Here is a 19,285-nt window from a genome sequence, read left to right on the forward strand (position 1 = left end):
TGCGACTTCGAAAAGTCGGGACGACAGGATTTGAACCTGCGACCCCTTGACCCCCAGTCAAGTGCGCTACCAAGCTGCGCCACGTCCCGTTGCGGAGTCACGCGGTGTGCACCGCGTGATCACGCAGGTCAACACTACCGCACGCGTGCCGGTGCTGCTGCCGTCCGCTCCGTGACCGGTGCGGTGACGCGCTGTCCGCGGCGGACCGGTACCAGGAGCGCGGCCCCGGCGGCGGTCAGGCAGAACAGGGTGAGCAGGGCCCAGGCGTGGGTGTAGCCGGAGGCGTACGGCAGTCCGGAGGGCTGGAGCCGGCCGGTGACCAGGACACTGGTGAGCGCGGCGCCGATGGAGCCGCCGATGGTGCGGATGTTGGCGTTCATGCCGGTCGCGGCGCCGGTCTGCTCGGGCGGCACGCTGCCGACGACGAGGTTGGCCATCGAGGCGAAGGCCAGGCCGATGCCGAGGCCGAACAGGCCGGAGACGACGGCGATCTGCCACTGGGCGGTGTGCCACAGGGTGAGCAGGCCGAGGGCGAGGGCGCCGAAGGCCGCACCGGCGGTGAGGAGCGCCTTCGCGCCCACCCTGGGCTCCAGCCGGCCGCTGAGGATGCCGGAGAGGAACATCGCGAGCAGCATCGGAAGCATCAGCAGCCCGGAGGCAGTGACGCTGGACCCGAAGCCGTATCCGGCGGAGGACGGTGTCTGGACGAAGCCGGGCAGGAAGGACCAGAGCGCGTACATGCCCGCGCCGAAGAGCAGGGCGGCGGCGTTGGTGGTCCAGACGACGGGCAGCCGCATGACGCGCAGGTCGATCAGCGGGGTGCGGGAGCGGGCCTCGACGAGCAGCCAGACCGCGAACAGCACGACGGCCGTGCCGAACAGACCGAGCACCTTGGCCGAGCCCCAGCCCCACTGCCCGGCCTGGCTCAGCGGCAGCAGCAGTGCCACCAGCCAGGCGGAGAGCAGCCCGGCACCGAGCCAACTGACGCTGCCCTCGGCCCTCTTGGGCGACTCGGGGACATAGCGGGCGGCAATGAGGACGGTCACGGCGACCACGCCGACCGGGATCCAGAACAGCCAGCGGTAGTCCAGCGCCGAGACGATGGGCCCGGCGGCGACGATGCCGACGCCGCCGCCGGCCGCGATCACCGCGGACAGGTTGCTGATGCTGCCGCTGACCTGGGCCGGGGCGAACTCGTCCCGGATGATGCCGAAGGAGAGCGGGAACAGGGCGCCGCCGACGCCCTGGACGACCCGGGCCATGATCAGGACGCCGATGTTCGGCGCGAGGGCGGCGAGCAGACAGCCTGCCAGGACGGCCACCAGGACGGCGACGAGGGTGCGCTTCTTGCCGGTGAGGTCACCGACGCGGCCGAGTATCGGGGTGAAGACCGAGGCGGACAGCAGATAGGCCGTCATCACCCAGGTCGCGTTGGACTGCGAGGTATGCAGGGCGTGCTGGACGGTCGGCAGGGCCGGCGCGACCAGCGACTGGAGCATGGAGAACACGCCGGCACCGGTCGCGAGGACCGCGAAGGTGAGGCGGGTGGACTTCCGGGGCATGAAAGAGCCTCTCCGAACTTCGGACACGGAGGGAAAGAGCGAAGGAAAGAGCGAAGGGAAAGCGATGTCTGGGTCGGTGCGGAGGGGCGCGGGCACAAGGCCGCGTCCGGCCATGGCGGGCCCTTTCCACACTGCTAAAGTGGAGGTACCCCTCCACTGTACTGGAGGCTAGCCTCCGCTTCAACCGAAGTCGAGGAATCCCTCCGGTTCACCTTCGTCCCCCGGGAGGCAGCAGTGACCGTCGAGCCCTTCCCCGTCAGTGAGATCGTCGCGTCCCGCAGACCGCACCGCAAAGACGCGGCCCGCAACTACGACGCGCTGATCGCGGCCGCCCGCGAGGCGTTCGCCGAGAACGGCGCGGAGGCCTCCCTGGAGGACGTCGCCCGCCGCGCCGGGGTCGGCATCGGCACGCTGTACCGCAACTTCCCCACCCGCCGCGACCTCTTCGAGAGCGTCTACGCCGACGAGGTCAACACCCTGTGCCGGGCGGCCGTGGAGCTGGCCGAGCTGGAACCGTGGCAGGCCCTGACCTCCTGGCTGGACCGCTTCACGGACTACATGGTCACCAAGCGGGCGGTCCGCGACGCCCTCAACGACGAGTCGGAGATCTTCTCGGCCTGTCGGGACTCTATGTTCGCGGCCGGCGGACCGCTGCTGGAGCGGGCCCAGAAGGCGGGCGCCGTACGGACGGACATGGAGATCGGCGATCTGCTCCGGATGGTCTCCGGCATCACGGGCACGGCCTTCGACGACGACGCCCAGCGCGACCGGGTGATGAGCATCGCCCTGGACGGGGTACGCACGCTTCGCTGAACGCGACCCTTCAGGGGCGCCGGGCTGTATCCGACCTGCGGCTTCCACCGTCATGGGGTCCCCCCCCGCTCCAGCGAAGCCGAGAGCGGGGGAGCGACCAGCCCCCACCGGCCGGCCCCCGGGTCACACGGCCCTCACCCGCCCCGGACGGACCCGCCCTCGTAAGCCGCCCGCAGCACGCCCAGCGCGTCGTCCACGGTCACCGGCCGCGGATTGGCATACGCCTGCCCCGCCACCTGCCCGGCGGCCACCGCCAAGTCACCCTCTTTCAAACCGAGTTCGGCGAGGGAACGCGGGGCGCCAAGTCGCCCGGCCAGCGCCTGCAGAGCCGCCGGGGCATCCCCCGAGCCGAGCGCCCGGCCCACCGCCGCGGCAGCCTCCGGTACGGCCGGCGCGTTGAACGCGAGGGCGTACGGCAGGACGACGGTGTGGGTCTCCGCGTGCGGGAGCCCGAACGTGCCGCCCAGGACATGGCACAGCTTGTGGTGCAGGCCCATGGTGGTGGCGCCCAGGCAGGCCCCGCACAGCCAGGCGCCGTACAGGGCGCGGGACCGGGCCGGTACGGAGTCGGGGGCGGCGGCGATCTCGGGCAGCGCGCCCGCGAGCGCCCGGACGCCCTCCTCGGCCATCAGCGCCACCAGCGGCGAGCCGTCGGGGGCGTACAGCGCCTCCACGGCGTGGGCGAGGGCGTTGATCCCACTGGTCACCGAGAGCGGGACGGGCAGGGAGAGGGTGAGCTCGGGGTCGTAGACGACACTGCGCGGCAGGACGACGGGGTCGCGGCCGGTGCGTTTGGCGCCGTGCTCGGTGAGGCCCCAGACCGGGGTCATCTCGGAGCCCGCGTAGGTCGAGGGCACGGCGATCAGCGGGAGGCCGGTGCGCAGGGCGATGGCCTTGCCGAGGCCGATGGCCGAGCCGCCGCCGACGGCCACGCAGCCGTCGGCGCCCGCCGCCCGGGCCGCCTCGACGCCCCGGTCGGCGACCTCGACGGGCACGTGCATCCGGGCCCCGGTGTGCAGGCCGGCGCAGGCGGACCCGAGCGAGTCGGCGACGGCGCGCGCGGTCCCCGCACCACGCTCGCCGCTGAGCACCAACAGCCGCCGCAGACCGAGCAGCCGGGCCTCCTCGGCGGGCGCGGTGAGCGCGGCGCCGGGCCGGAAGACCACGCGGGCGGGCCGGGTCTCGTACACGAAGTCCAGATTCACGAACGCTCCAGTACGAGGTCGAAGCGGGCGTGCCGGAACGGGTTCGGCACGCCGAACTCCCCCGCCAGCGCCGGGTCGTCGGTCGGCGTGAAGTCCTTGACCAGGCTCTCCTTGACCGCGAACACCGCGTCGGAGTCCAGGTAGTCACCGCCGGCCACGAAGATGTGCGTGGTGACCGGCGTGTGTCCCTCGGCCGAGACGATGAAGTGGATGTGGGCGGGACGGTAGGGGTGCCGTCCGGTGGCCTTCAGCAGGGCGCCCACCGGGCCGTCGGTCGGGATCGGGTACGCGCTGGGCACACAGGTCCGGAACCGGAAACGGCCCTCGTCGTCGGCGGTGAACAGGCCCCGGCCGTTGCCGGGCGGCTGCACGTCGGGCTGCTGCACGTCGTAGAAGCCGTGCGGGTCGGCCTGCCAGACGTCCAGGACGGCGCCGGGCAGCGGGGTGCCGTCGGCGGACCGGACCACACCGCTGACCACGCAGGGTTCGCCGGTGCCGACCAGGTCGATGTCCGCGCCCAGCTCCCTGACCGGGGACTCGGTCATGTGGAAGGGGCCGAGGACGGTCGACTCGGTGCTGCCGGGGTCGCTGTGCCCGTTGACCGTCTCGACCAGCATCGACAGGCCCAGCACGTCGGAGAGCAGGATGAACTCCTGCCGGGTGTCCGTGCAGGTCTGCCCGGTGGCGGTGAGGAAGGCGACCGCCGACTCCCACTCGCGCTGGGTCAGCCGGGTCTCGCGCGCGAAGGCGTGCAGATGGCGGATGAGTGCCGCGAGCAGGTCGCGCAGCCGGGGGTCGTCGGTGCCCCGCAGGCTCTCGACGGCCTCGGTGGTGACCGCGTCTTCGGTTGTCATGACGGCTCCTCGCCCGGCGGAACAGTGACCACGCGTGAGCGTAGACCCGTTCACCGTTCAATGAACGGATCTACTTGATCAGCGCGTTGGCCACCACCACGATCACCCCGAGCAACGCGTCGAGGATGCCGATGAGCACGGCCGCGGGCCAACTCCGCGCCGACCAGCGGGCCGTGACGAGTCCCAGGGCGAACAGGATCACGATGTTCAGGATGAACGCCGGGTACTCGACGCCCTTGGGCGGCCACCAGCCCCAGCCGGCGCCCGCGAGCAGGAAGACCGTGGGCAGTACGGCCGTGACCAGCGGCCACTCGTCGGCCAGGGAGCGCAGCCCGTCCCAGCGCCGGTGCGGGGCACGCTCGGCGATGTAGTGGGCGTAGCCGTGGGCCAGGGCGGAGGCACCGGCGGTCACCAGGAGCCAGAGGGCGTCGTAGCGGCGGCTCGCGGCGGAGGTGTGACCGTACTGGGTGAGCGCCGCGACCATGGAGGAGGCCAGCACGGCGCCGTAGACCCCGCCGAACAGGACGGCCTCGCGGGTGTCGTGCGGGTGCGGCTCCGCCACCGCCGCCGTGGAGTCGGCCATGCTCTCCACGATCACCCCGGCGCGCCGCCCCCGCCAGTCCGGACGGCCCGACGAAGTGTCCTCCCACCAGGCCCGATGCCCGGCACCCTGTCCACGCCCAGGGTGCCGGCGGGCTCGCTAGGGTCGCGGTATGACGACGCACAGCTTCGCCCTGCACATCCCCGACGCCGAGCTCGAACCCGACCCGCTGGACCCGGAGCAGATCGTCTCCGGCACGCCCGAGGTCACCGGGAAGGTGGTCTGGGAGTCGGCCGACGGCAAGCAGCTCCGCGGGATCTGGCAGATCACGCCGGGCGTGGTCACCGACACCGAGGCGGACGAGCTGTTCGTGGTGGTCAGCGGCTCGGCGACGATCGAGGTCGAGGGCGGGCCGGTGTTCACGGTGGGCCCCGGGGACATGGCCGTGCTGCGCGCGGGCGACCGTACGACATGGACGGTGCACGAGACGCTGCGCAAGGCGTACACGATCAATCTCTGAGCGGGGCCGGCCGGTCTCCCGGTGGAGATCGGCTCAGCGTCCCGTCGGGGCCGGCAGGTTGTACGGCGTGACCACCTGGATGGGCGACGGCAGCGCCGGGCCTGCCGGGGGCAGCGCGCCCTGGGCGCGCATCACCAGGTGGCAGGCCTCACGCATGTCCTGCCGCAGGTCGTGGTGGAGGACGGCGGACAGGCGGTGCTCGCGCAGCAGGCGGGTGTTGTCGTGGTCGAGGTCGTGGGCGATGAACACGGCGCACTCCCGGCCCAGTTCGGCGAAGGCGCGCAGGGTCGCGTTGTTGCCGCCGCCGATCGAGTAGACCGCGCGGATCTCCGGGTCGCGTTCGAGGGCGGCGCGGACCAGGTCGTACTGGGTGGCGTCCAGTCCCTGCCCCTCGGCGATCTCCACCACGGCCCGTTCGGGATGGGTGGCCCGCATGACGCTGCGGAATCCCATCTCACGCTCCTCCTCGTTGCGGAAGAAACCGCTGCTCAGGCTCGTGAGGACATTGCCGGGCCGGCTCCCGAGCCACTGGCCCGTCAGATACGCGGCGGTGGCACCGGCCGCCCGGTTGTCGCTGCCGACGTAGGCGAGCCGGCCGCTGGCGGGCAGATCGGTGACCAGGGTGACCACCGGGATCTCCGCCGCCCTGAGACGTCCTACGGCGGCGGTGACCTCGGGAACGTCCGGCGCCTTGAGGATCACGCCCTGCGAGCCCCGGCGGGCGATCCGGTCGAGCGTCCCCACCAGCTCCGCCACCGGCCCGGTCTCCCGGAAGTGGAACCGGGAGCGCACCACCGCCGGGTGCATCGAGGGCAGCTCGGCCTCCAGCGCCCCGCGCACCGCCGTGGTGAACCGCTCGGGTGCGTGCATCACGATGTCGACCATGAAGGTGCGGCCCACCAGCCGGACCTGGGTGCGCTGCCGGTCCAGATCGGCGATCGCCTGCCGCACCTCCCGCTCGGTGCTCTCCCGCACCCCTCCCCTGCCGTTCAGCACCCGGTCCACGGTGGCCTCGCTGAGCCCTGCCTGACGTGCTATTTCCCGGATCGGGAAGGGGTGACCCACGGCCTGGCTCCTTGAGGGGTTTTTGATGGCTCGCTGCTGGTTGTTCGAGGGGTTTGTACTGACAAGAATGACAGAGCCCCGCCGCTCCCATGGCCCTGGCCGCTGTGACCGTGACCGTGGCCATGACCGAAAGAAGGACACCGATGTCCCTCGCCGCCGAACAGGGCCGCGCCTGGCTCTCCCAGCAGGACTGCGACCTCGACACCTTCCGCGCGCTGGTCGAGCGGACCACGGACCCGGCCGCCTACCCGCACGCCTCGGCCGTCGAGCGCGACGTCCTCGTCTACGACAGCGAGCGGCTGCGCGCCGTCGACGCGCCCCACGAGGTGCGGACCGAACTCGTGCGCGCCCTCACCGACGGGCCGGGGGTCGTCGTCTTCAAGGGCGCGTTCCCCGATCCGAAGGTCGTCGACCGGGCTACGGCGGTCTTCGACGCGCTGATCTCGGAGCAGAACGAGTCGGGTGCCGGGGCGGGCGACCACTTCGCGAAGCCGGGCGCCAACGACCGGGTGTGGAACGCGCTGGAGAAGGCGGCGCTCTACGACCCGGAGGGGTTCGCCGACTACTACGCCAACGACATCCTGGCCCTGGTCTCCCGGGCCTGGCTGGGCCCCGGCTACCAGGTCACCTCGCAGATCAACGTGGTCAAGCCGGGCGGTGTGGCGCAGACCGCGCACCGCGACTACCACCTCGGTTTCCTCTCCGACGAGCAGGCCGAGGCCTACCCGGCCCATGTGCACCGCCTCTCCCCCGTGCTCACCCTCCAGGGCGCGGTCGCGCACTGCGACATGCCGGTGGAGTCCGGGCCGACGCTGTACCTCCCCTACTCCCAGACCTATGAGCCGGGTTATCTGGCCTGGCGGCGGCCGGAGTTCCAGGACTACTTCAAGGCCCACCACGTGCAGCTGCCGCTGGCGAAGGGCGACGCGGTGTTCTTCAACCCGGCGGTGTTCCACGCGGCCGGCACCAACCGGAGCGTCGGCATCCGGCGGATGGCCAACCTGCTCCAGGTGTCCTCGGCCTTCGGGCGGGCCATGGAGACCGTGGACCGGGAGGCGGTGGCCAACGCGGTCTACCCGGTGCTGCGCCGGCGCCGGGCGGAGGGGGCCGCTGAGGCCTGGCTGGAGCACGTCATCGCGGCGAGCGCCGAGGGCTACCCGTTCCCGACCAACCTCGACAGCGATCCGCCGGTCGACGGCATGGCCCCGCCCTCGCAGGCGGACCTGGTACGGCGGGCACTGCGCGAGGGATGGGCCCCGCGGGTACTGCGGGACGAACTGCGGGCCGCCGCGGCCCGGCACGAGAGCTGAAAGGGCCAAGGATTCCATGGGACTTCTCCACGACAAGGTCGTCCTCGTCAACGGCGGCAGCCAGGGCGTCGGCGCGGCCATCGCGCGGGCCGCGGTCCGGGAGGGCGCCACGGTCGCCGTCACCGGCCGCCGCCCCGAACCCGGCGAGGCCCTGGTGGCCGAGCTCTCCGCCGCCGGCGGCAAGGCGCTGTACGTGCGGGCCGACCTCTCGGACGCCGAACAGGCCAAGGCCTCGGTGGCCGCGGTGGTCGACGCGTACGGCCGGATCGACTGCCTGGTCAACTCGGCGGGGCTCACCTCCCGGGGCACCCTGCTGGACACCACGCCCGAGCTGTTCGACCAGCACATCGCGATCAACCTCAAGGGGCCGTTCTTCGCGATGCAGGCGGCGGTCGCCGACATGGTCGCGCGCAAGGCACCCGGCACGGTGGTCAACATCATCACCTCGGCCGCGCACGGCGGGCAGCCGTTTCTCGCACCGTACGTCGCCGCGAAGGCCGGCCTGATCGGCCTGACCCGCAACGCGGCGCACGCGCACCGCTGGGACCGGGTGCGGATCAACGGCCTGAACATCGGCTGGACGGCGACGGAGGGCGAGGACGCGACGCAGCGGGCGTTCCACGGGGCGGAGGACGGCTGGCGGGAGGAGGCCGCGGCCAGGCTGCCGATGGGAAAGCTCGGCCAACCGGACGAGATCGCGGACTTCGTGGTGTTCCTGCTGTCCGAGCGGTCGGGGGTGGTGACCGGGTCGGTGATCGACTGGGACCAGAACGTGCTGGGTGGTCTCGACTAGGGATGTGCCGCGCCGGGTCGTGAGTCGTCTTCGGCGCCGTTGTGGCTGGTCGCGCCCACGCGGCGGAGCCGCATATCGACAGAGCCCCGCGCCCCTGAGGGGGCGCCTCGATCTCAAGGAAGTAGCAAGGCACATGCGTATCGGAATTCTCGGCCTCGGCCGCATCGGCGCGTTCCACGCCGAGACCCTCTCCGGGCTCGACGCGGTCGACTCGCTCGTCCTGACCGACCCGTTCGCGGACGCCGCCAAGGCCGCCGCCGAGAAGTTCGGCGGCGAGGTCGTGGACTCGCCCGAGGCGCTGCTGGCCGCCGGCGTGGACGGCATCGTGGTGGCCGCCGCCACCGACGCCCACCCCGCCCTGATCCTGGCCGGTGTCGAGGCCGGCATCCCCGTCTTCTGCGAGAAGCCTGTCGCCAAGCACATGAGCGACGGTGTCGCGGTACTCAAGGCCGTACAGGGCAAAGGCGTGCCGATCCAGATCGGCTACAACCGCCGTTTCGACGCCGGGTTCGTCGCCGCGCGTGCCGCCGTCCAGGCGGGCGAGCTGGGCAAGCTGCACACCGTCCGCTCGACCACGCTGGACCCGGCCCCGCCGCCCGCCGCCTATGTCGCCGTGTCCGGTGGCATCTTCCGGGACTGTTCCGTGCACGACTTCGACATCATCCGCTGGGTGACCGGCCGTGAGGTCACCGAGGTGTACGCGGTCGGCGGCAACCGGGGCGCCGACTACATCAAGGAGGCGGGCGACGCCGACACCACCGGCGCGATCCTCACCCTGGACGACGGCACTATCGCGGTGATCTCCAACTCCCGCCACAACGCCCGGGGGTACGACGTCCGCATGGAGCTGCACGGGTTCCAGGACTCGATCGCCGTCGGCCTGGAGGACAAGCTCCCGCTGCGTTCGGTCGAGCCCGGGGTGACCTTCCCGGCGGGCACCCCACACGACTTCTTCATGGACCGCTTCGCCGCGGCCTACCGCGCCGAACTCACCGCGTTCACCGAGGTCGTGGCCGGCAACCGCCCCTCCCCCTGCACGGTCGAGGACGCCCTGGAGGCCGGCTGGATCGCGGAGGCCTGCACGCTGTCCCTGCACGAGCACCGTCCGGTGACGATCGCGGAGGTACGCGGCGCCTGACACCGGGCATCGGCGGCGGGGCGGGCGGAGAGACCGGACCACGGCCTCTCCGCCCGCCCTTTCGCCGTTCTCCGCCAGGCCCGCAGCCCGTCCACGATCAGTCGCAGGATCCGCGCCGCCCGCGCCGCCGCGTCGCCGCGTGCCGGGTCGATCCGCCACAGGACGCTGAGCTGGAGGAGTACGTCCTCCGGATCGACGTCCGGTTGCTCTCCGGGGCGATGCCGGGTGTGCCCCGGATCGGGCTGGAGGTGGTGGACGTGCGGGACCTGGTCGACGTCCACCTCAGGGCGATGACCTCACCGGCCGCCGCCGGCGAACGGTTCCTGGCCACCGGTGGGTTCGTGTGGATGGCGGACCTGGCGCGGTTCCTGCGGGAGGGCCTCGGCGAGCGCGGGCGGCAGGTGCCGACGCGTCGGCTGCCGGACTTCGCGGTGCGGCTCGCGGCCCGCTTCCGGGACCCCGCGCTGCGCGAGATCACCCCGGCGCCGGGCCGGCGCGACCGGCACGGCACCGAGAAGGCGGCGCGGCTGCTGGGCCGGCAGCCGCGCCCGGCCCGGGAGACGGTGCTGGACTGCGCCGAGAGCCTGCTCGCCCACGGCGCGGTCCCGGCGGCTCAGAGGCCGTAGCGCACCGCGAACTCGTCCGGGTCGTAGGCGTCCCGGTCCGGGTCGTGCCCGATCGCCGGCCTGGTCTCGACCATGTCCTCCGGGCGGATCCGCTCCGGCAGCGCGCCGAAACGCCGGTGCCGCAGCACCTCGTCGGCAGCGTCGACGTCCGGCTCCGCGTGCTCTTCGTGTGCCATCCTCGCCCCCATGGTCCATGCCCTCCGCCGCGGCGGCGCCATGGGGCCGCGCGGCAGAGTTGGGTTTCCGTCCCGTCGTCCGGAAGAACGTCCGGGCCCTGGCGGGTGTTCCCGGGCTCAGGCGCCGCAGGACCGCAGGAACTGCCGGGTGCGCACCGCGATGGGCAGCGGCTTGTCCGGCTCGCAGGGGTACATGTCCTGCTCGACGATGGCGAACAGGTCGACGCCCAGCCGCTGCGCCGCCTCCATCACCGGGCCCAGCTCCGGTACCCCGGTAGGCGGTTCGCACATCACGCCCTGGGCCACGGCCGGCCCGAACGGGGTGCCCTTGGCCTGGACGTCGGCCAGGATCGCCGGGTCCACCTGCTTGAGGTGGAGGTAGCCGATCCGCTCGCCGTAGGTCTCGATCAGCTTGACGCTGTCGCCGCCGCAGTAGGCGTAGTGGCCGGTGTCCAGGCAGAGGTTGACCAGGTCCGTGTCGGTCGAGTCGAGGAAGCGCTCCACGTGCTCCTCGGTGTCGATGTGGGTGTCGGCGTGCGGATGGACGACGATGTCCAGGCCGTACGTCTCCTTCACCTCGTGGCCGAGCCGTTCCATGCCCTTGGTGAGGTGGGCCCACTGCTCGCCGGTCAGCTCGTGCGGCTCCAGGATCTCGGCAGTCTTGTCGTCCCGCCAGAAGGACGGGATGACCACCAGGTGCTTCGCGTCCATCGCCTGGGTGAGCGCGGCGACCTGGCTGACGTGCTCCCAGGTGGCGTCCCAGACGGCGGGGCCGCGGTGCAGGCCGGTGAAGACGGTGCCGGCCGAGACCTTCAGGTTCCGCCGGACGATCTCGTCGGTGAGGCGGGCCGGGTCGGTGGGGAGGTAGCCGTAGGGGCCAAGTTCGATCCAGGAGTACCCGGCCTCGGAGACCTCGTCCAGGAAGCGTTCCCAGGGGACCTGCTGGGGGTCGTCCGGGAACCAGACGCCCCAGGAGTCGGGGGCCGAGCCGACGCGGATGCGGTCGAGGGCGTTCGCCATGGGTCAGGACTTTCCTTCCGGACCGGACACCGCGGGGGCGGTGAGGTCCTCCTCTTCCGGGAGTTCCTCGGTGTCGACTCCGCGGACCTGGGACAGTTCGTGCTTGAGGGCGGCGAGTTCGGTGCCGCCGGCCATGTGGTTGGTGAGTTCTTCGAGGGTGATCTCGCTGCGTTCGGCGGAGAGTTCGAGGGTGCCCAGGCGCAGCACGCTGAAGTGGTCGCCGACCATGTAGGCGTGGTGGGGGTTGTGGGTGATGAAGATGACGCCGAGGCCGCGTTCGCGGGCGGCGGCGATGTACTTCAGGACCACCCCGGACTGCTTGACACCCAGAGCGGCGGTGGGCTCGTCCAGGATCAGGACGCGGGCGCCGAAGTAGACGGCGCGGGCGATGGCCACGCACTGGCGCTGGCCGCCGGAGAGGGTGCCGATGGGCTGGTCGAGGTCGTCCAGGACGATGCCCATGTTGCGCAGCTCGCGGTCGGCGGTCTCCTTCATCCGGGCGATGTCCAGACGGCGCACGGGCCAGGGGCCCCGGGTCATCTCGGAGCCGAGGAAGAAGTTCCGCCACACCGGCATCAGCGGGACGGTCGCCAGGTCCTGGTAGACGGTGGCGATACCCCGGTCCAGGGCCTCGCGCGGGGTGGTGAAGCGCACCGGACCGCCGTCGACCAGGAAGTCGCCCTCGGTGTGCTGGTGCAACCCCGAGATGATCTTGATGAGGGTGGACTTGCCGGCCCCGTTGTCACCCAGGACACAGGTGACCTGACCGGGGAAGACCTGGAGGTCGACACCGTGCAGGGCGCGGATATTGCCGTAGGACTTGCCCGCGCCGCGCAGTGCGACGATCGGGGCACCCTCGGCGGGTGCCGTGTCCTCAAGGACGGCACCGTGGGTTCCGGTTCCGTTGTCTGTCATCGGGTCACCTCCTGGTCGCCGTGCGGCTGACCCACAGATTGATCAGGACGGCGCCGAGCAGCATCACGCCGAGGAAGGCCTTGAACCAGTCCGGGTTCCAGCCCGCGTAGACGATGCCCTGCTGCACCATCCCGAACATGAAGGCACCGAAGACCGGGCCGATCGCCGAACCCGCGCCGCCGGTCAGCAGACAGCCGCCGATGACCGCCGCGGAGATGTAGATCAGCTCCTGCCCCACGCCCTCACCGGACTGCACCGTGTTGAACGAGAACAGCTGGTGCATGCCGACGAACCAGGCACCGAAGCCGACCAGCATGAACAGCGAGATCTTGGTGAAGGTCACCGGCACACCGACCGCGCGTGCGGACTCCTTGTTGCCGCCGACCGCGAAGACCCAGTTGCCGTACTTGCTGCGCAGCAGCACCCAGGTGGCGATCGCCGCGAAGACCAGCCACCACACGATGGTGATCTTCACCTCGACGCCGCCGATGTGGAAGGAGGAGGCGAAGACCTTCTGTGCCTGGCCGAAGCCGTCCATGTTGCTGATGTCGTCGGTGGCGACGTTGCCGGTGACCAGCTTGGTCACCGCGAGGTTCACGCCCTGCAGGATCAGGAAGCTTCCCAGGGTGATCAGGAAGCTCGGCAACCCGGTCTTCACCACCAGCCAGCCGTTGAGGAAGCCGATCGCCAGCGAGACGACCAGTGCGGCGATCACGCCCACCCACACGTTGAGTGTCAGCTGGTAGCTGAGCATGGCGGCGGTCAGCGCCGAGGTGATGACGGCGACGCCTGCCGACAGGTCGAACTCGCCGCCGATCATCAGCAGCGCCACCGGCAGGGCCATGATCCCGATGGTGGACGACTGGTACAGGATGTTCGCCATCGAGCTGGCCTCGCGCACCGGCGGCGCCGCGACCAGGAAGAAGACGTAGACCGCGACGGCGCCGAGGAAGACGCCGACGTCCGGACGGGCCAGCACCCGGAGCGCCAGCGGGCGTTGCGCGGTGCGGCCGTCCTTCTCCTTGGGGCCGGGGGCCGGCGGTGTGGACACCGCCGGCTGTGCCTGCTGGCTCATACGATCACCGAGTGCCCTTCGCCGCGAACTGGGCGACCTTGTCGACGTTGGTCTTGTCGACGAAGGCCGGCCCGGTCAGCACCGGCTGCTCACCGCCGCCCATGTAGTTGCCGTTGTTCTTGTAGAGCCACAGCGAGTCGACCGCCAGGTAGCCCTGGAGGTAGGGCTGCTGGTCCACGGCGAACTCGATCGTCCCCTTGCTGATGGCGCCGGTCAGGTCCTTGTTGAGGTCGAAGGTGGCGATCTTCGCCTTGCTGCCCGCGTCGGACACCGACTGCACGGCGATCAGCGCGATGGGGGCGCCGAGCGTGATCACGTGGTCGATGGCGCCGTCCGTCTTGAGCTTGGCGGTGATCGTGGACTTGACCGAGGTCGGGGACGTGCCGTCGACGTACAGGGTCTCCGTCGTTCCCGAGAACGTCTTCTTCACGCCGTCGCACCGCTGGGTGAGGCCGACGTTGCCCTGCTCCTGGATGACACAGACGACCTTCTTGGCGCCTTCCGTGTTCAGCCGGTTGCCGAGCGCCTCGCCCGCGACCGTCTCGTCCTGGCCGAAGAACTCCAGCAGGCCGAGCTTCTTCCAGTCGCTCACACCGGAGTTGAGCCCGACGACCGGGATGTTCGCCGCGGTCGCCTTGCCGATGACCGTCTTGAGGGCGTCCGGCTTGGCGAGGGTGACGGCGATCCCGTCGACCTTCTGGTCGATCGCGTTCTGCACCAGGTTGGCCTGGTTGCCGGCGTTCGGGTCGGCGGAGTAGACGAGCTTGACGTTGTCCTTCGCGGCGGCCGCCTCGGCACCCTTGCGGACGATGTCCCAGAAGGTGTCGCCGGGCGCCTGGTGGGTGACCAGCGCGACCGTCATGCGCGGGGTGCTCGCCTTGCCGGCGGAGGCGGACGCACCGCCCTCCTCCGACTTCTTTCCTCCGGAGCTGCTGGAGCAGCCGGCGAGGGTCAGGGTGGCCGCCACGGCCACGGCCACGAAGGGGGCCAGTCTCCGCGGACGGATACGGGATGAGCGGTCCATCTTGCCTGCACCTCACTGTGCGACGGGAAAGAGAGGGAATCCGTGAGGATCCTGGATCCGGTCCGGGAAAGTGCCGGTCCGGATCGGTGCTGTGCGTTGGGACGGGATACAAGTCCCTGTGTGGCCCGCTGTCAATACTTTGTTAAGACATCATTTCACACTCAGGTCCGAATGTAAGTACAAACCATTGACAGTTCGACCTGCCCCGATCTACACCTGAGAGGCATCCCGCCCCACCCGGGGAGCCTCGCGATCCCTACCCGCTCCCGCCGGGCGTACCCCTGCTCACCGCCCCGTCCGAATGAGGTCCCCATGAGCCAGCCGACCACCCGCCTGACCGTCGCCCAGGCACTGGTGCGGTTCCTGTCCGCCCAGTACACCGAGCGCGACGGCGTCCGGCACCGGCTGATCGCCGGCACCTGGGGCATCTTCGGCCACGGCAATGTGGCGGGTATCGGCCAGGCGCTCCTGGAGTACGGCGACGTCATGCCGTACCACCAGGGCCGCAACGAGCAGGCGATGGTGCACGCGGCCGTCGGCCACGCCCGCCAGCTGGACCGGCTCTCCGCGCAGGCGGTCACCACGTCCATCGGCCCGGGCGCCACCAACCTGGTGACCGGCGCCGCCCTCGCCACGATCAACCGGCTGCCGGTGCTGCTGCTCCCCGGCGACTACTTCGCGAGCCACGCGCCCGACCCGCTGCTGCAACAGCTGGAGCACCCGGTCGAGTTCGACGTCTCCGTCAACGACACGCTGCGCCCGGTCTCCCGCTACTTCGACCGGATCACCCGCCCCGAGGCGCTGATCCCGTCCGCCCTGAACGCCATGCGGGTGCTCGCCGACCCGGCCGAGACCGGCGCGGTCACCCTCGCCCTCCCCCAGGACGTCCAGGCGGAGGCGTACGACTGGCCCGAGGAGTTCTTCGCCGAGCGCGTCTGGCGGGTCCGGCGGCCCGCCCCCGACCCGGTGGAGCTGGCGGACGCCGTGAGCGCCGTACGGGCCGCTCAGCGGCCGCTGATCGTGGCGGGCGGCGGAGTCCACCACAGCCGCGCCGAGGACGCCCTGAGGGCCCTTGTGGAGGCCACTGGCATCCCCGTGGCCTCGACCCAGGCGGGCAAGGGCTCGCTGCGCCACGACCACCCGGCCGACCTGGGCGGCATCGGCCACACCGGGACCGCCGTCGCCGACGACCTGGCCCGCACCGCCGACCTGGTCATCGGGGTCGGTACCCGGTACTCGGACTTCACCACGGCCTCCGGCACCCTCTTCCAGAACCCGGACGTCCGCTTCGTCAACCTGAACATCACCGGCTTCGACGCCCACAAGCTGGCCGCCCGCACCCTCGTCTGCGACGCGCTGGCGGGGCTGGGCGCCCTCACGGAGGCCCTCGCCGGGCACCGGGTGGCCGCGGACTACGAGGCCGAGTACCGGGCCGGCAAGGAGCGTTGGGAGGCCGTCGTCGAGGCCGCCTACCGCGCGGACGACGAGGACGCCGTGCCGACCCAGACGCAGGTGCTCGGCGTCCTGGACGCGGTGGTGGGCGATGACGACGTTGTCATCAACGCGGCCGGCTCGCTCCCGGGCGACCTCCACAAGCTCTGGCGGGCCCGCTCGCCGCGCCAGTACCACCTGGAGTACGGCTACTCCTGCATGGGCTACGAGATCCCGGCCGGCATCGGCGTCCAGCAGGCGGCCCCGGACACCGTGGTCTGGTCGCTGGTCGGAGACGGCACCTATCTGATGAATCCGACCGAGATCGTCACCGCCGTCCAGGAGGGTCTGCCCGTCAACCTGGTGCTGATCCAGAACCACGGGTACGCCTCCATCGGCGGCCTCTCCGAGTCGGTGGGCGGCGAGCGGTTCGGCACCGCCTACCGCTACCGCCTGGCCGACGGCACCTTCGGCGGCGCCCCGCTGCCGGTCGACCTCGCCGCCAACGCGGCCAGCCTCGGCATGGAGGTGCTGCGCGCCAAGACCGTGCGGGAGCTGCGCGAGGCGCTCTCCGCGGCCCGCGCGAGCGACCGGCCGACCTGCGTGTACGTCGAGACGGACCCGGCGGCCGGCGCTCCCGGGGCCGAGGCCTGGTGGGACGTGCCGGTCGCCGAGACCGCCGCCCGCGAGGCCGCCGTACGGGCCCGCGAGGAGTACGACCGGCAGCGCGCCGAGCGCCGTCGGCACCTGTGAACCCACGAATCCCGGAAGGAGGTGTCCCGGTGGCCCGAACCGGTGGTTCCGCCCGCACCGCGACCGTCTCGGCGCTCGACTCCCTGGACTTCGCCCTGGACCGCGGCAGTCCCGTACCGCTCTACTACCAGCTCGCCCAGCAGCTGGAGGAGGCCATAGAGCACGGCGTCCTCGCGCCGGGGAACCTCCTGGGCAACGAGATCGACCTGTCGGTGCGGCTCGGCCTGTCCCGGCCCACGGTCCGCCAGGCCATCCAGTCCCTCGTCGACAAGGGCTTGTTGGTACGCCGCCGGGGCGTGGGCACCCAGGTGGTGCACAGTCAGGTCAAGCGGCCGCTGGAGCTGAGCAGCCTCTACGACGACCTGGAGTCGGCCGGGCAGGGCCCGACCACCCGGGTGCTGCGCAACGAGCGGATCCCGGCGACCGGCGAGGTGGCCGCCGCGCTCGGCATCGCGGAGGGCGCGGAGGTGGTCGTGCTGGAGCGGCTGCGCTGCACGCACGGCCAGCCGGTGGCGTTCCTCTGCAACTATCTGCCCGCCGCACTGCTCGAACTCGACACGGAACGCCTGGAGTCGACCGGCCTGTACCGGATGATGCGCACGGCGGGCATCACCCTGCACAGCGCCCGGCAGACCGTGGGCGCCCGCAGCGCCACCGCCGAGGAGGCCGCCGGCCTCGACGAGAAGGAGGGCGCCGCCCTGCTCACCATGCGGCGCACGGCCTACGACGACACCGGGCGTCCGGTGGAGTACGGCAGCCATGTCTACCGGGCGTCCCGGTACGCCTTCGACTTCCAGCTGCTCGTAAGGTCGTAGGACGGGCGCGGAACGCCGCGTGGCGGTACGGCCGCCACTGGTTTAACCGCTGGTCCCGCCACGGGAAACCAACATGCCCGCACACGAGCCCCCACGGAGTTCGCCCCCTGGGGGCTCGGTCGTACCGCTCTGTTCAACAAACCGGCAGGCAACCATGTCGATTACGTTTCGGGCAAGAGACGGGTGAGAGGGACGCAGGCTATTGACGCATGAGCGGACAAGCGGCTGTTATTGCGCCCACGATGTTCGGCCGAGTTGGTTTCTGATCGGTTTCGGGACCTTTCGAAGATCAGCTCTTCCCCTTGCCGAACCCTGTTACTCAGGAGCCGCCATGCGCATCTCCCCGTCCGGTCTTCACCTGCCGGGTCCGAGCCGCCGTAACGTTCTGCGTGGGGCCGGTTCGGCCGCCCTCCTCGCCGGTGCCGGCATACCCCTGCTGTCCGCGTGCGGCGGCAGCGGGTCCTCCTCCGACCCGAAGACGGTCACTCTCGGCTCCAACGGCTCGGACGCCGTGCCGAAGAAGGCCTACGCGGAGATGTACGCGACCTTCAAGAAGCAGTCGGGCATCACGGTCGACGTCAACACGAAGGACCACAACACCTTCCAGGAGCAGATCAACTCCTACCTCCAGGGCACGCCTGACGACGTGTTCAACTGGTTCGCCGGGTACCGGATGCAGTTCTTCGCGAAGAAGGGCCTCGCCACTCCGATCGACGAGGTCTGGGACAAGATCGGCGACGGCTTCCCCGACGCGATGAAGAAGCTCAGCAAGGGCGAGGACGGCAAGTACTACTTCGTGCCGCTGGACACCTACCCCTGGGCGATCTTCTACCGCAAGAGCGTCTTCCAGGAGAAGGGCTACACCGTTCCCACCACCTGGGACGCCTTCGTGGCCCTGTGCAAGCAGATGAAGAAGGACGGCCTGGTCCCGATCGCGTTCGGCGACAAGGACGCGTGGCCGGCGATGGGCACCTTCGACCAGCTCAACTTCCGCATCAACGGGTACGACTTCCACGTCGACCTGATGGGCGGCAAGGCCGAGTGGACCGACCCGAAGGTCAAGGCCGTCTTCGACCACTGGGCCGAGATCCTCCCCTACCACCAGGACGGCTTCATGGGCCGCACCTGGCAGGACGCCGCGCAGACCCTGGTCTCCAAGAAGGCCGGCATGTACCTCCTCGGCTCCTTCGTGGCCCAGCAGTTCACCAACAAGGCCGACCTGGACGACCTCGACTTCTTCGCCTTCCCGGAGATCAACTCCGCGTACGGCCAGGACACCGTCGAGGCCCCCACCGACGGCTACATGGTCAGCAAGGCCCCGAAGAACAAGAGCGGCGCCTTCAAGCTGATGGAGTACCTCGGCACCCCCGCGGCCGAGCAGATCTACCTCAAGGCCGACTCCAGCGTGGTCGCCGCCTCCTCCAAGGCGGACACTTCGTCGTACTCCGCCCTGCAGAAGAAGGCGTACGACATGATCAGCAACGCCAAGAGCCTCACCCAGTTCATGGACCGCGACTCCCGCCCGGACTTCACCTCGACGGTGATGCAGCCCGGCCTGCAGAAGTTCCTGCAGAACCCGAAGGGCGTCGACAGTCTGCTCTCGTCGATCGAGCGCCAGAAGAAGACCATCTTCGCGTCCGAGTGAGCCG

General features: G+C 70.8%; 19 protein-coding genes and 1 tRNA gene. 9 read left to right on the forward strand and 11 right to left on the reverse strand.

The annotated features are described in order from the left end of the window. Positions 1 to 15: 15 nt before the first annotated feature. Positions 16 to 89, reverse strand: a tRNA-Pro gene (locus ACZ5K7_RS12260). Positions 90 to 134: 45 nt separating this feature from the next. Next, entirely contained in the window at positions 135 to 1,562 is a 1,428-nt protein-coding gene (locus ACZ5K7_RS12265; RefSeq protein WP_351703155.1) for an MFS transporter, read from the reverse strand. 234 nt (positions 1,563 to 1,796) lie between these two features. Here ACZ5K7_RS12265 and ACZ5K7_RS12270 point away from each other — a divergent pair, with 234 nt between their 5' ends. Further along, on the forward strand, positions 1,797 to 2,375 hold the full coding sequence (locus ACZ5K7_RS12270) for a TetR/AcrR family transcriptional regulator (protein ID WP_351703152.1): 579 nt from the start codon (positions 1,797 to 1,799) through the stop codon (positions 2,373 to 2,375). Positions 2,376 to 2,509: 134 nt separating this feature from the next. On the opposite strand, the gene ACZ5K7_RS12275 is transcribed toward ACZ5K7_RS12270, so the two are convergent. From ACZ5K7_RS12275 to ACZ5K7_RS12285, 3 genes are all read right to left on the reverse strand, one after another. Further along, positions 2,510 to 3,574 carry a maleylacetate reductase gene (locus tag ACZ5K7_RS12275; RefSeq protein ID WP_468913249.1) on the reverse strand — a complete coding sequence of 355 codons (1,065 nt, stop codon included), beginning with the start codon at positions 3,572 to 3,574 and terminating at the stop codon, positions 2,510 to 2,512. A gap of 2 nt (positions 3,575 to 3,576) precedes the next feature. Then, on the reverse strand, positions 3,577 to 4,434 hold the full coding sequence (locus ACZ5K7_RS12280; protein ID WP_468912864.1) for an intradiol ring-cleavage dioxygenase: 858 nt from the start codon (positions 4,432 to 4,434) through the stop codon (positions 3,577 to 3,579). Between the two features lie 70 nt (positions 4,435 to 4,504). Continuing rightward, complete coding sequence (locus tag ACZ5K7_RS12285) at positions 4,505 to 5,017, reverse strand: hypothetical protein (RefSeq protein ID WP_468912866.1); 513 nt, start codon at positions 5,015 to 5,017, stop codon at positions 4,505 to 4,507. A 130-nt stretch (positions 5,018 to 5,147) separates the two neighbouring features. Between ACZ5K7_RS12285 and ACZ5K7_RS12290 the strand changes: the two genes are divergently transcribed. After that, positions 5,148 to 5,495, forward strand: coding sequence for a cupin domain-containing protein (locus ACZ5K7_RS12290; protein WP_468912867.1), 348 nt, complete (start codon positions 5,148 to 5,150; stop codon positions 5,493 to 5,495). Positions 5,496 to 5,528: 33 nt separating this feature from the next. Here the strand turns inward: ACZ5K7_RS12290 and ACZ5K7_RS12295 are convergent, their stop codons facing one another. Then, entirely contained in the window at positions 5,529 to 6,560 is a 1,032-nt protein-coding gene (locus tag ACZ5K7_RS12295; protein WP_351703140.1) for a LacI family DNA-binding transcriptional regulator, read from the reverse strand. A 143-nt stretch (positions 6,561 to 6,703) separates the two neighbouring features. Here ACZ5K7_RS12295 and ACZ5K7_RS12300 point away from each other — a divergent pair, with 143 nt between their 5' ends. From ACZ5K7_RS12300 to ACZ5K7_RS12315, 4 genes are all read left to right on the forward strand, one after another. Continuing rightward, on the forward strand, positions 6,704 to 7,870 hold the full coding sequence (locus ACZ5K7_RS12300) for a phytanoyl-CoA dioxygenase family protein (RefSeq protein WP_468912870.1): 1,167 nt from the start codon (positions 6,704 to 6,706) through the stop codon (positions 7,868 to 7,870). Between the two features lie 16 nt (positions 7,871 to 7,886). Beyond that, on the forward strand, positions 7,887 to 8,663 hold the full coding sequence (locus ACZ5K7_RS12305) for an SDR family oxidoreductase (protein WP_351703134.1): 777 nt from the start codon (positions 7,887 to 7,889) through the stop codon (positions 8,661 to 8,663). Positions 8,664 to 8,796: 133 nt separating this feature from the next. Beyond that, complete coding sequence (locus ACZ5K7_RS12310) at positions 8,797 to 9,801, forward strand: Gfo/Idh/MocA family protein (RefSeq protein ID WP_468912872.1); 1,005 nt, start codon at positions 8,797 to 8,799, stop codon at positions 9,799 to 9,801. 218 nt (positions 9,802 to 10,019) lie between these two features. Further along, a complete protein-coding gene (locus ACZ5K7_RS12315; RefSeq protein ID WP_468912874.1) occupies positions 10,020 to 10,427 on the forward strand; it encodes a hypothetical protein in 408 nt (135 codons plus the stop codon). On the opposite strand, the gene ACZ5K7_RS12320 is transcribed toward ACZ5K7_RS12315, so the two are convergent. From ACZ5K7_RS12320 to ACZ5K7_RS12340, 5 genes are all read right to left on the reverse strand, one after another. Continuing rightward, positions 10,415 to 10,603 (reverse strand): hypothetical protein, encoded by a 189-nt coding sequence (locus ACZ5K7_RS12320; protein ID WP_351703126.1) that lies wholly within the window; start codon positions 10,601 to 10,603, stop codon positions 10,415 to 10,417. The two genes, ACZ5K7_RS12315 and ACZ5K7_RS12320, sit on opposite strands and share 13 nt — an antisense overlap. A 117-nt stretch (positions 10,604 to 10,720) precedes the next feature. After that, a complete protein-coding gene (locus ACZ5K7_RS12325) occupies positions 10,721 to 11,623 on the reverse strand; it encodes a sugar phosphate isomerase/epimerase family protein (protein WP_351703123.1) in 903 nt (300 codons plus the stop codon). A gap of 3 nt (positions 11,624 to 11,626) precedes the next feature. Then, the gene (locus ACZ5K7_RS12330) at positions 11,627 to 12,538 is read right to left on the reverse strand and encodes an ATP-binding cassette domain-containing protein (protein ID WP_468912876.1); all 912 of its coding nucleotides are present in this window, start codon (positions 12,536 to 12,538) and stop codon (positions 11,627 to 11,629) included. A gap of 4 nt (positions 12,539 to 12,542) precedes the next feature. Continuing rightward, positions 12,543 to 13,613: an ABC transporter permease gene (locus ACZ5K7_RS12335; protein WP_468912878.1), complete on the reverse strand. Its 1,071-nt coding sequence runs from the start codon at positions 13,611 to 13,613 to the stop codon at positions 12,543 to 12,545. A 4-nt stretch (positions 13,614 to 13,617) separates the two neighbouring features. Further along, entirely contained in the window at positions 13,618 to 14,637 is a 1,020-nt protein-coding gene (locus ACZ5K7_RS12340; RefSeq protein WP_468912879.1) for a sugar ABC transporter substrate-binding protein, read from the reverse strand. Between the two features lie 312 nt (positions 14,638 to 14,949). On the opposite strand from ACZ5K7_RS12340, the gene iolD reads away from it, so the two are divergent. The 3 genes from iolD to ACZ5K7_RS12355 all read left to right on the forward strand — a co-directional run bounded on the left by iolD (position 14,950) and on the right by ACZ5K7_RS12355 (position 19,281). Next, a complete protein-coding gene (gene iolD / locus ACZ5K7_RS12345) occupies positions 14,950 to 16,821 on the forward strand; it encodes a 3D-(3,5/4)-trihydroxycyclohexane-1,2-dione acylhydrolase (decyclizing) (RefSeq protein ID WP_468912880.1) in 1,872 nt (623 codons plus the stop codon). A 29-nt stretch (positions 16,822 to 16,850) separates the two neighbouring features. Beyond that, complete coding sequence (locus ACZ5K7_RS12350; protein WP_351705792.1) at positions 16,851 to 17,636, forward strand: GntR family transcriptional regulator; 786 nt, start codon at positions 16,851 to 16,853, stop codon at positions 17,634 to 17,636. A gap of 331 nt (positions 17,637 to 17,967) precedes the next feature. Then, complete coding sequence (locus ACZ5K7_RS12355; RefSeq protein WP_351705789.1) at positions 17,968 to 19,281, forward strand: ABC transporter substrate-binding protein; 1,314 nt, start codon at positions 17,968 to 17,970, stop codon at positions 19,279 to 19,281. Positions 19,282 to 19,285 lie beyond the last annotated feature (4 nt).

The sequence above is a fragment of the Streptomyces sp. NPDC031497 genome (assembly GCF_055580905.1).

Coding starts and splice junctions, on each gene's coding strand:
- ACZ5K7_RS12320 (WP_351703126.1), bottom strand. CDS start 10,603: ATGGCACACGAAGAGCACGCGGAGCCGGACGTCGACGCTGCCGACGAG.
- ACZ5K7_RS12285 (WP_468912866.1), bottom strand. CDS start 5,017: ATGGCCGACTCCACGGCGGCGGTGGCGGAGCCGCACCCGCACGACACC.
- ACZ5K7_RS12325 (WP_351703123.1), bottom strand. CDS start 11,623: ATGGCGAACGCCCTCGACCGCATCCGCGTCGGCTCGGCCCCCGACTCC.
- ACZ5K7_RS12290 (WP_468912867.1), top strand. CDS start 5,148: ATGACGACGCACAGCTTCGCCCTGCACATCCCCGACGCCGAGCTCGAA.
- ACZ5K7_RS12340 (WP_468912879.1), bottom strand. CDS start 14,637: ATGGACCGCTCATCCCGTATCCGTCCGCGGAGACTGGCCCCCTTCGTG.
- ACZ5K7_RS12280 (WP_468912864.1), bottom strand. CDS start 4,434: ATGACAACCGAAGACGCGGTCACCACCGAGGCCGTCGAGAGCCTGCGG.
- ACZ5K7_RS12300 (WP_468912870.1), top strand. CDS start 6,704: ATGTCCCTCGCCGCCGAACAGGGCCGCGCCTGGCTCTCCCAGCAGGAC.
- ACZ5K7_RS12305 (WP_351703134.1), top strand. CDS start 7,887: ATGGGACTTCTCCACGACAAGGTCGTCCTCGTCAACGGCGGCAGCCAG.
- ACZ5K7_RS12310 (WP_468912872.1), top strand. CDS start 8,797: ATGCGTATCGGAATTCTCGGCCTCGGCCGCATCGGCGCGTTCCACGCC.
- iolD (WP_468912880.1), top strand. CDS start 14,950: ATGAGCCAGCCGACCACCCGCCTGACCGTCGCCCAGGCACTGGTGCGG.
- ACZ5K7_RS12330 (WP_468912876.1), bottom strand. CDS start 12,538: ATGACAGACAACGGAACCGGAACCCACGGTGCCGTCCTTGAGGACACG.
- ACZ5K7_RS12315 (WP_468912874.1), top strand. CDS start 10,020: ATGCCGGGTGTGCCCCGGATCGGGCTGGAGGTGGTGGACGTGCGGGAC.
- ACZ5K7_RS12265 (WP_351703155.1), bottom strand. CDS start 1,562: ATGCCCCGGAAGTCCACCCGCCTCACCTTCGCGGTCCTCGCGACCGGT.
- ACZ5K7_RS12335 (WP_468912878.1), bottom strand. CDS start 13,613: ATGAGCCAGCAGGCACAGCCGGCGGTGTCCACACCGCCGGCCCCCGGC.
- ACZ5K7_RS12355 (WP_351705789.1), top strand. CDS start 17,968: ATGCGCATCTCCCCGTCCGGTCTTCACCTGCCGGGTCCGAGCCGCCGT.